7 protein-coding genes are annotated in these 9,574 nt (G+C 40.8%); 2 read left to right on the forward strand and 5 right to left on the reverse strand.

What is annotated here, in order from left to right:
- Positions 1-31: 31 nt before the first annotated feature.
- The 4 genes from thrC to AUR67_RS17415 all read right to left on the reverse strand — a co-directional run bounded on the left by thrC (position 32) and on the right by AUR67_RS17415 (position 5,289).
- Positions 32-1,315 (reverse strand): threonine synthase, encoded by a 1,284-nt coding sequence (gene thrC, locus AUR67_RS17400; protein WP_058586207.1) that lies wholly within the window; start codon positions 1,313-1,315, stop codon positions 32-34.
- An 18-nt stretch (positions 1,316-1,333) separates the two neighbouring features.
- Positions 1,334-2,260, reverse strand: a complete 927-nt coding sequence (gene thrB, locus AUR67_RS17405; protein ID WP_058586208.1) for a homoserine kinase — start codon at positions 2,258-2,260, stop codon at positions 1,334-1,336.
- 9 nt (positions 2,261-2,269) lie between these two features.
- Positions 2,270-4,687, reverse strand: coding sequence for a bifunctional aspartate kinase/homoserine dehydrogenase I (thrA, locus tag AUR67_RS17410; protein ID WP_058586209.1), 2,418 nt, complete (start codon positions 4,685-4,687; stop codon positions 2,270-2,272).
- A 227-nt stretch (positions 4,688-4,914) separates the two neighbouring features.
- Positions 4,915-5,289: a response regulator gene (locus AUR67_RS17415; protein WP_054562669.1), complete on the reverse strand. Its 375-nt coding sequence runs from the start codon at positions 5,287-5,289 to the stop codon at positions 4,915-4,917.
- A 236-nt stretch (positions 5,290-5,525) separates the two neighbouring features.
- On the opposite strand from AUR67_RS17415, the gene AUR67_RS17420 reads away from it, so the two are divergent.
- Both AUR67_RS17420 and rdgC read left to right on the forward strand, forming a co-directional pair.
- On the forward strand, positions 5,526-7,289 hold the full coding sequence (locus AUR67_RS17420) for a sensor histidine kinase (RefSeq protein ID WP_054562670.1): 1,764 nt from the start codon (positions 5,526-5,528) through the stop codon (positions 7,287-7,289).
- A 90-nt stretch (positions 7,290-7,379) separates the two neighbouring features.
- Positions 7,380-8,288: a recombination-associated protein RdgC gene (gene rdgC / locus AUR67_RS17425; protein WP_058586210.1), complete on the forward strand. Its 909-nt coding sequence runs from the start codon at positions 7,380-7,382 to the stop codon at positions 8,286-8,288.
- 59 nt (positions 8,289-8,347) lie between these two features.
- On the opposite strand, the gene AUR67_RS17430 is transcribed toward rdgC, so the two are convergent.
- Positions 8,348-9,190, reverse strand: a complete 843-nt coding sequence (locus AUR67_RS17430) for an HDOD domain-containing protein (RefSeq protein WP_058586211.1) — start codon at positions 9,188-9,190, stop codon at positions 8,348-8,350.
- Between the last annotated feature and the right edge of the window lie 384 nt (positions 9,191-9,574).

Raw genomic sequence — 9,574 nt, forward strand, 5'->3', positions numbered from 1 at the left:
AAAGAGCGGCTTAGCCGCTCTATAATCAAGGTTATGCTAATTTATTTAACAGCTCAGTTCGAAGCAATTGATAATCAAACTTAATATCTTCAGCCAAGCACTCATTTGCTAGCGCATCAGCAAGCGGCTTCGGCATAGGTAGTTCGATGTCTAAAATTTCTTCTACACTGTCTTTAAATTTTGCTGGGTGTGCAGTCGCTAAAAAGATACCTGCACTGCCATCTGCTAGATTTTCTTTCAAGCCTTGATAAGCAATTGCAGTATGAGGCTCTGCGATGTAACCCGTTTGATGAATTTTTTTCATCACCTCTTTTGTTTCTTCTTCACCAACACAGCTTGAATAAAAGTCATCATAGCTAAACCATTTGTTATCCAACATAGACTGAACGCGTGGCCAGTTATTCGGTTTACTCACATCCATAGCGTTCGATAACGATTCAAGCGTGTCATTCGGTGCCCACTCTTTGCTTTGTAAGAAACGTGGCACAGTGTCGTTTTGGTTAGTTGTAGCGCTTAATTTAGCCACTGGCATACCAAGCACAGCACCAATCATTGCGGCACACACATTACCAAAGTTACCACTTGGTACTGAGATATGCGCTTTACTACGCTGCTCTTTAGGTAATTGAGCAATGGCTTCAAAGTAATAACATACTTGCGCAACTAAACGACTGATGTTGATTGAATTAGCAGAATTTAGACCTAGCTTTTGTTTAACTTCACCGTCTAAGAAAGCTTGCTTTACCATGCTTTGGCAATCATCAAAGCTACCATCAACAGCATAGCAGTGAATGTTATTGCCTAACGTTGTAAATAGCTTTTGCTGCGCTAGTGAAATTTTACCTTTCGGGTATAAAATCACGACATCGATATTTGGCTTATTATAAAATGCATGGGCAACCGCAGCCCCTGTGTCGCCTGATGTTGCTGTTAAGATAGTGACTTTTTCGCCTTGGTTAAATTGTGCAAGACACTCAGCCATAAAACGGCCGCCAAAGTCTTTAAACGCAAGCGTTGGGCCATGAAATAGCTCTAAGCAATAAATATCTTTTTCTACTTCAACCAGTTTCACATCAAAGTTAAAGGCATTTTGTACCATCTGTGCAACGGTATCGGCAGGTAGTTCATCGCCAATTAGGTGCGATAAAATCTTGCTGCTACGACTAACAAAGTCTAAATCAAGTAACGCATCAATGTCTTGAATTGGCGTTAGGCTTTCAGGGAAGAACACCCCTTGGTTACGCCCTAACCCCGTTTTTACCGCTTCAACAAACGACACCTGTTGTGTTTCATCTTTTAAATTATGTAATTGCATGTTTATTCCTTAAATTCTTTAAAGCTGTCGTGTGCCAAGCTGATCAAGTTTACAGATGTGGCTGAAACCTTGTTCATTTACGTAATTATCATTCAGCCAAGCTGCACACTTTTGAGCAGCTTCAAGACTCTTACACACGGTAAATAATGTTGGGCCCGCACCAGAAATACTGACAATCTCTGCACCAAGCTCTGGTAAAGCACTTTTAGCTTCCGCAAAGCCTTGAATGAGCGGTGCGCGATGTGGCTCAGCGATTTCATCTGTCATAATTGATAACGCAGCATCAAAGCGACCAGTAAGCAATAAGCTGCTAAATGCAGAAAGTCGCTGTGCAAACTCAACACTGTCGTGCATTGATAATTGCGTTGGCAATACCGAACGCGCTTTTGCAGTATTCAGTGAAAAACCTGGAAAAGCCGCTACGTAATACCATTGATTATCAACGGGTAGCGAAATTGACTTGTTCGGAATGAGTTCACCCGTTAATTGCAAACCACCTAAATAACAGGGTGTGATGTTATCGTAATGACGGCCGCCACTAACAATGGCTTCAAAATCAGCCATCAACTCGATAAGTTGCTCTTGAGATAAGTTGGTTTCGGCAAATTTATCAAGGGCAGCAAACGCTGCCACCACAGAACAAGCACTTGAACCTAAACCTGAGCCAATTGGTAGGTTCTTTTTAAGCTCAAGTTTTACCGCTGGCATAGCCGGTGCAACGTGCTCTTTAAAGTGAATTAAACATTGATAAGCCAAGTTTTCTTCAGCATTTGCAGGTAGTTTATGGGCATAGTCGCCAGAGCAGACAAAAGTATCTTGCTCAGCGGCACTCACCTCTACAACATCGCCTAATAAAGTGCCATCGATAGGTGCCAGCGCAGCACCTAGTGCATCAAAGCCGACAGCAAAATTCCCGATTGAAGCGGGTGCATATACACGGATCATGACCAGCTCCTAACGTGTTAATGTTTTTAAGATATCAGCAAATACGCCTGCAGCCGTTACTTCAGCACCTGCGCCATAACCACGAATCACAAACGGACGTGGTTGATAATATTGACTTAAGATTGCCAATGCATTTTCACCGTCACGGATATCGTAAAGAGCATGGCTACTATCTACGGCTTCAATGCCTACTTTACATTGACCGTTTTCGATAGTGCCCACATAACGAAGCACTTTACCTTCACTTGCAGCACTTTGAATGCGGTCGTTAAACTGTGCATCAAGTGATGGTAGTTTTGCCATGAAATCTGCTACAGAATCATCTTCTGCAAATCCTTTTGGTAAAACTGATTCAACTTCGATATCGCTAAGTTCTAACTCAAGACCCGATTCACGAGCAATGATCAGTAGTTTTCGAGCAACATCAGTACCTGATAAATCATCACGCGGATCTGGTTCTGTAAAACCACTTTCTTTTGCTTTTAACGTTGCTTCGCTAAGAGATAAACCATCTTGTAGCGCACCAAACATATACGATAATGAACCCGACAATATACCGCTGAACTTAATAAGCTCATCACCGGCACCAAATAGTGATTTCAAGTTATCAAGTACTGGTAAGCCTGCACCTACGTTTGTTTCATATAAAAACTTACGATTATTCTTTTGTGTTGCTGCTACTAAATCTTGGTAGTAAGCATACGAGCTAGTATTGGCTTTTTTATTCGCCGCAACCACATGGAAACCGGCATTCAAGAAATCTACATATTGTCCAGCAAGCTTATCGGCTGAGCTACAATCAACGATCACAGGGTTAATTAAATGGTTTTGTTTTACAAATTGCTCAACCAGATTTAAATCAAATGCTTGTTCTGACTCGGCTAGTTTGTCTTGCCAGCCATCAAAAGCAATGCCTTCGCTATCTAGATATAGCTGTCTTGAGTTAGCTACCCCATATAAGTTCAGCTTGATGTTACGTTTTTCAAGCCATGCTTGTTGACGCTCTAACTGTTGGATAAGCTCTTGACCAACTAAACCACAGCCAAGCAAAAACACATCGATTGAAGGAATGTGAGTAAAGAAGTTCTCATGGCACACTTTTACTGCGTCGTTGCATAGTTCACCGTCGATAACCGCTGAAATAGCACTCTCAGTTGAATCCTGTGCAATAGCAACAATGTTAACCTGCGCTTGAGCTAATGAAGCAAAGAACTTAGCAGCTAAACCTTTGTGCGCACGCATGTTATCACCGACTAGAGTAACAATCGCAAGGTTACGCTGTACTTGTACTGGCTCGATTAAACCGGCTTGTGATTCTAATTCGAAAGCAGTTTGTAATGCTTCTAAAGCAAGAGATAGGTCACTCTCATGCACACAGAAACTGATGCTAAATTCACACGAAGATTGAGTGATCAGCACAATTGAAACATTGTCGTGCGCCAATGCATTAAATACTTTTGACGCCATGCCCACTTTGCCTTTCATACCAGGGCCGGACACCGTTAACATAGCGAGGTTTTGTAAACTTGATAACGCTTTAACTGGGTCGTTCGACACACTGTCGTTACTGATCACTGAACCTTCTGCACGTGGGTTATGAGTATTTTTTATCTCGCACGGTACCCCCGCTTTGGCACAAGGTAAAATCGTTTTCGGGTGCAACACTTTCGCACCAAAGTAAGAAAGCTCCATTGCTTCTTTATAAGATAACGAATCAACCTTAGATGCTTTTTTGATATAACGTGGGTCTGCATTGTAAACACCGTCAACATCAGTCCAGATTTGGCATACTTCAGCTTCTAGGCATGCTGCCGCAATAGCTGCTGAGTAATCTGAACCATTGCGACCAAGTGTTGTTAGCTCACCTTGCTCATTGGCAGCAGTAAAACCCGGCATGATATAAATAGTGCTCGGTGCCGCTTTTAATGCTGCTTGAAAACGTAACTTACTTGCAGCCAAGTCAGCTTCAGCATCAATGTAGCCACCCACTGAAGCTATGCAATCTGTCGCTTCTAAATAACGAGCATTACTTTCTTTAAGCATACACTCCATTAAGGCTACACTTACGCGCTCACCAAAACTGATTGCATAAGCACGTACTTGGTCTGGGCAGCACTTTAAAAGTGCAACACCATCTAGTTTATTCTTAAGTTCGCTCAAATCAGGCCAACTTGCTACCTGACCAAAGTCAGCTTCAACAGCAGCTTTTAGTTGTTCACAGCGAGCAACCAATGCTTGCCATAACTCACTAAAATCTTGCCCCTGCTCTGCAGCGCTTGCTAATGCTACTAATGAATCTGTCATGCCACCGGGTGCTGACAGCACTAACAACATTTCATCGCGTAATTCTTCTTTGACTAACTGAGCTACCTGTTGCAAACATGCGTAGTCGGCCAAGGACGACCCACCAAATTTTAATACTCGCATTATTTATGTTTCCTCATTCCATAAACGAAAAAGGCCTGTGTTCTAGTGAACACAGGCCTATAATTTTGTTGCACCGACCTATGCCACTATCCCGTAAGGATGATGGTTGTAATAATAATGGTCGTTGCGTGATTAAATGTTTTCATAGTCTGTAGACTGCCTTAAATATAGCCAGCCTGTCAACCCTTAAAGAAAAGATAAATTATGCGTTTGTGTTATATAAAAGATTAATGAATACCAAATTTATGCAAAGTTGCTTTTAGTCGCACAAGATCTATCGGTTTATCAATGAAGTCAATAGCACCCAATTTTACTACTCTTTGTTTCATTTCAGCCTGAATATCAGCCGAAATCACTATAACAAAGCACTCAATTTTCTCTGCTTTGATCGTTTCGAGCACTGCAACACCATCCAATTCTGGCATGGTTAAATCTAAGCACAATAGATCAAAGTTTTGCTCGCGCAATAAGGCTAGAGCTTCACGGCCATTAGTGGCTTGTTGAACATCTGCATCCAAGCAATCCCCTAAACAGCGTACTACCTGCTTTCGGGCAATATTTGAATCATCACAGACCAGTACTGAAAAATTAGGATTATTCATGAAATAAAAATCTTCGCTGTAGCAAATACAACATCAAAAAAGGCTAAATTAAAGATGGAATAAATTTATAACACACTTTTTCAAGCGCAGTAAGGGCAAGTTTTTTCAAAATTTACTAACAATTTAGAAATGTTCCAGTAAAAAAGGATATATTTATTTCTTTTTAACCATTTATTAGCTAACTTTAGAACTAGCTGAATGTATTACAATTGTCACCAAGGAGCTATGGATATTCCATGCTACAAAAAAGCCTGTCCAAAGAATTATTAACAAATGTACTCTCAGTCTACTTTTTACTTACTTTTGTAGTGACATGTGGACAAGTTATTGCTGAGTACGTTAATACCAAAGATTATATTCGCGACGAGTTAACGACTTTACAAAAAACATTTAGCCGTAGTTTAACCCGCGCTATTTGGGAACTGAACGATAAACAAACCATCACCACGGCTGAGGGCTTACTGGCAATCCCTATGATCGAGGGTATTATTGTGCGTGATGATAGCGGCGAGGTACTCTCTCAGTTAGGTCGTTCGTTAGATATTCACGAGCTATACAGTCAACAATTAGTGCAAGAAGAAGCGATTATCGAGGATACGCCATCAGGCTTATTCGGTTATACATTCCCACTCATTTTTGAATTTTCAGGAAAAACAACCCAAGTAGGTGATGTAACTCTGTTCTCAAGTCGCGAAGTGGTCTTTAGCCGCATCATGATTTCTATCTACTTTTTAATTGGTAATGCAATGATCAAAACCACCTTTTTGATCATTCTTTTCCTACTTGCATTTAGAAAGCGCTTAACCGAGCCACTAGCGCAATTCACAGAACAAATTGAAGATCTTGAACTAAACGACCTAGAAGGCCGCCATATCGAGATCAAAACTGTTGAGCACAACGAATTAAAAGTAATGGAAGAGTCTTTCAACCGCTTAATTGATAAGGTGGTACTTTACCGTGAAGAGCTCGAACATACGCAAAAAGAGCTTTTGATAAGCAACGAAAAGCTCGACCAACATAACTTACAGTTAGAGCAAGAAGTAGCGCGCAAAACATCAAACCTAAGCCAAGCGATGATGGACTTGCAGCAACAAAAATACGAGCTTGAAAAACAAAAGCTGACACTAACTGAAGAAATTGATTTACGTAAACAAACTGAACAAGAGCTCATTACCAAGCAAACTGAATTACAACGCTACCTTGATGAACTAAATATGGCGCAAGAGCGCTTAGTTGGCTCAGAAAAAATGGCAGCATTAGGTGGCTTAGTGGCGGGTATTACTCATGATGTTAATACACCTATTGGGATTGGTGTTACCGCAACGTCATTTTTACAAGAACGCTTGGACCAAATTGAAGCGGCATATAAAGAAAAAACCCTATCGCCAAAAGCGCTCGAAGAGTTTATTAATGACGCTAAGCAAAGTACTAGCCTACTGACTAGTAACCTAGACCGAGCTTCTGAGCTGGTTGCAAGCTTTAAGCAAATTGCAGTGGACCAAGCCAGTGAAGCGGTACGTACCATTAACTTTAAAGAGTATCTAGGTGAAGTGATCCGCTCACTCCATCCAAAGCTTAAGAAAACATCGCATCATATTAATTTAGATTGCCCTGATGATTTAACACTTAACCTGCCTGCGGGTGCGATTAGTCAAATTTTCACAAACTTGATTATGAACTCACTCATTCATGGTTTCGAAGGAATTGAAAGTGGCATCATTGATATTGTTATTAAAGAAGAAGATGACGAAGTCGTTATCGACTTTAAAGACAATGGTAATGGCGTATCAAAAGAGCAGTTAGAAAAGCTATTCGACCCATTCTTTACAACCAAGCGCGACCAAGGCGGCAGTGGCTTAGGCACACATATTACTTTTAACCTCGTTAAACAAACCCTAAGTGGCGATATTGAGGTATCTAGCGAAGTCGGTAAAGGCTTGCACTACCATATTAGTTTTCCGAAAAACATGCCAAAACCACTTTCAATGTTTAACTCATAAGCAATTAGCGCTGATGCCGAAATGATTCATTTCGGCATCAGTTTTTTATTGCTATGATTGGGCAAATTTATTGAAAGGATTAGCCTAATTATGTGGTTTAGTAACCTTATCTGTTACCGTTTTAAACAAGACGTTTCATACTCTCAAGAAGACTTCGACAAAGCCCTAGAACAAGATCTGTTCCGCTCATGTACAGGCCAAGAGCTTTCAACTTTCGGTTGGACAAAAGCCTTTGGTAAACATGGTCAAACCCTATCTCATTTCTCTCAAGACAGCATTTTAGTATGTGCTAAACGTGAAGAAAAAGTACTGCCAGCTGCCGTTATCAACGAATTGGTTGCAGAGAAAGTAGAGCAAATCGAAGCTGAAGAAAACCGCCCAGTAAAGAAAAAAGAAAAAGACGAACTAAAAGAAAATATTCTGCACACTTTACTGCCTCAAGCTTTCAAAAAATCGAGCCTACAGTTTGCATTTATTGATCAAAAGAATGGCTGGGTTGTGGTTAACAGCGCAAGCTTTAATAAAGCAGAAGAGCTATTAGCCCTACTTCGTAAATCACTTGGCACGCTACCTGTCGTACCTGCATTTGCGAACTACGATTTAGATGTATTTTTAACAGATTGGTTAACTAATTTCAGCACCCCTGAAGGCTTTTCTATCGGTAACGATGCAGAGCTTGAAGAAGCCGATGACAGTGGCGCTCAGGTTAAATTAAAAGGCCATGATTTATCGTGTGACGAAGTAAAATCACACTTAGAAAATGGCAAGCGCGTAACTAAGCTGGCTCTTGATTGGCAAGAACGCGTTAAGTTCATGCTACAAAACGATGGTTCAATTAAGCGTTTAAGCTACTCAGAAACATTAAAAGAAGAAAACGCCGACATTCCAAAAGAAGATATGGCGGTAAAACTTGATGCTGACTTTATCTTAGCTTCAGAAGAAATTAAACAGCTGCTAGAAGAGCTGACTCAAGGCTTAAGCGACGCAGAAGATTTATAAATTTAACCCAGATAATGGTTAACATTAAAAGCGCGACTTAGTCGCGCTTTTTGATGTAGTTAGTCAGTAAAAATCGCTTTTACTTCGTTAAGCATATCGTGATATTCATCTTCACTGAACATATCAAGTGATTCAATCACGCCTTTGTCCATGTAAGTTTGTAATGCCGCAGACTTATCAGAAACCTGTAAGATGCCTTCTAAAATCGCGCCAATACGAATGAAATCAACATAGCAAATATGCTCTGGACGATAGTTTGGATTTGCCCAGCTTTCAGCTACTTCTACAAACTCATCGGTGAAGCCCCAAGCACGCATAATTGCGCCACCTACTTTACCACCCAGCTTTTGAATGGCATGAGCAAGGAAGCTTGGGTTTGCGAACACCTCAGGGTGCTTTTCAGCTTCTGTTAAAATGGGCAGTACGCCAATGTTATAAACTAATGCCGCTAAGGTAATTGTGTCGCGATTAAGCGAGGTTTGCTTATTTCTGCGTAAGAAGAAATCCATTAAGGTAATTGAGTGGCACGCTACTTTAAGGGTTTTTTGCCATGCCTTGTCCATATAGCCTTTGATAAGCTCATTATGCGATACAAACAGCTGCTCCATTGCCATTGCAGTTGCAATGTTCTTAATTTGACGTAGACCAATTCGTGTTACAGCTTGGTGTAGATTTGTAACTTTAACTGAGCGCCCCATAAATGCACTGTTGGCGACTTTGATCATTCGTGCTGATAATGCCGGATCATGAGAGATGACATCTGCCATATCCATCAAGTTTACCTCGGGGTTATCCGCAGCTTGCCTTACCTTCACAGCAACTTCTGGTAAGGTAGGTAACACTAAAGTGTCATTATTTATTCTGTCGACCAATATGGTCAGTAATGCATTTTCTGTTGACATATGTGTGCCATCCTCTTGGGTTAGCCCGCCCAAACAAAGACAGACTAATGACTGACATTATTAGATTAGTTATAGTTTTAGTATTGTCTAACTTAGCGCTAAAGTTAAGAAATTCACAGAAATTATCTATTTTTTATATTTTTTAACTAACTAGGGCGTGTTGACCTTTTGTGATTAATTTTGCAGCAGTGTGTTTGGTATTTAGGCAAGGCAGAGCCTATGTAGTGTGGTTGTTCCACATAAATAGGCGATAACGCAGCATCAATGCCAAACACGCGCTGCCCTTCAGGTTCTTCCTAGGGGCGATTAACTCTTTGTTGCTCGATTTTTACTTAGCCCACTAGGTTACAAATCTCGCGCCGCGATTAAATCGCCCCTAGAGTG

It is taken from the genome of Pseudoalteromonas sp. XI10, assembly GCF_001469895.1.
Lineage (GTDB): Bacteria > Pseudomonadota > Gammaproteobacteria > Enterobacterales > Alteromonadaceae > Pseudoalteromonas.